General features: G+C 66.9%; 1 protein-coding gene. It reads left to right on the top strand.

The features are described from left to right. Positions 1 to 281 (top strand): cation-translocating P-type ATPase C-terminal domain-containing protein (locus AC3XQU_RS23775; protein ID WP_489876598.1); only part of this gene is annotated, 281 nt, incomplete at both ends.

Here is a 281-nt window from a genome sequence, read left to right as displayed (position 1 = left end):
GCCCTCGCCCTGGGCGGCGAACCGCCAGGAAAAGGTGTGCTGAAGCGGCCACCCGAAAGACGGCATCTGATGGACCGCCGGCTGATGTTCCGGGTGTTCTGCGTGCTGGGTCCCGTGGAAGCGGCCATGGAAATGATGGTGTTTTCGGTGGTGTTGTTTGGCGGTGGGTGGACGCGCGGAGACCCCCAGGACGCCGATCTGGTGATGGCGGCGTCCGGAGCCGCCTTCACCGCCGTCGTGCTTGGCCAGCTGGCCAATGCTTTCGCCTGCCGCAGCGCCAC

The sequence above is a fragment of the Telluria sp. AZSoR62 genome, assembly GCF_058111565.1.
This window is presented reverse-complemented; position numbering and strand designations above follow the sequence as displayed.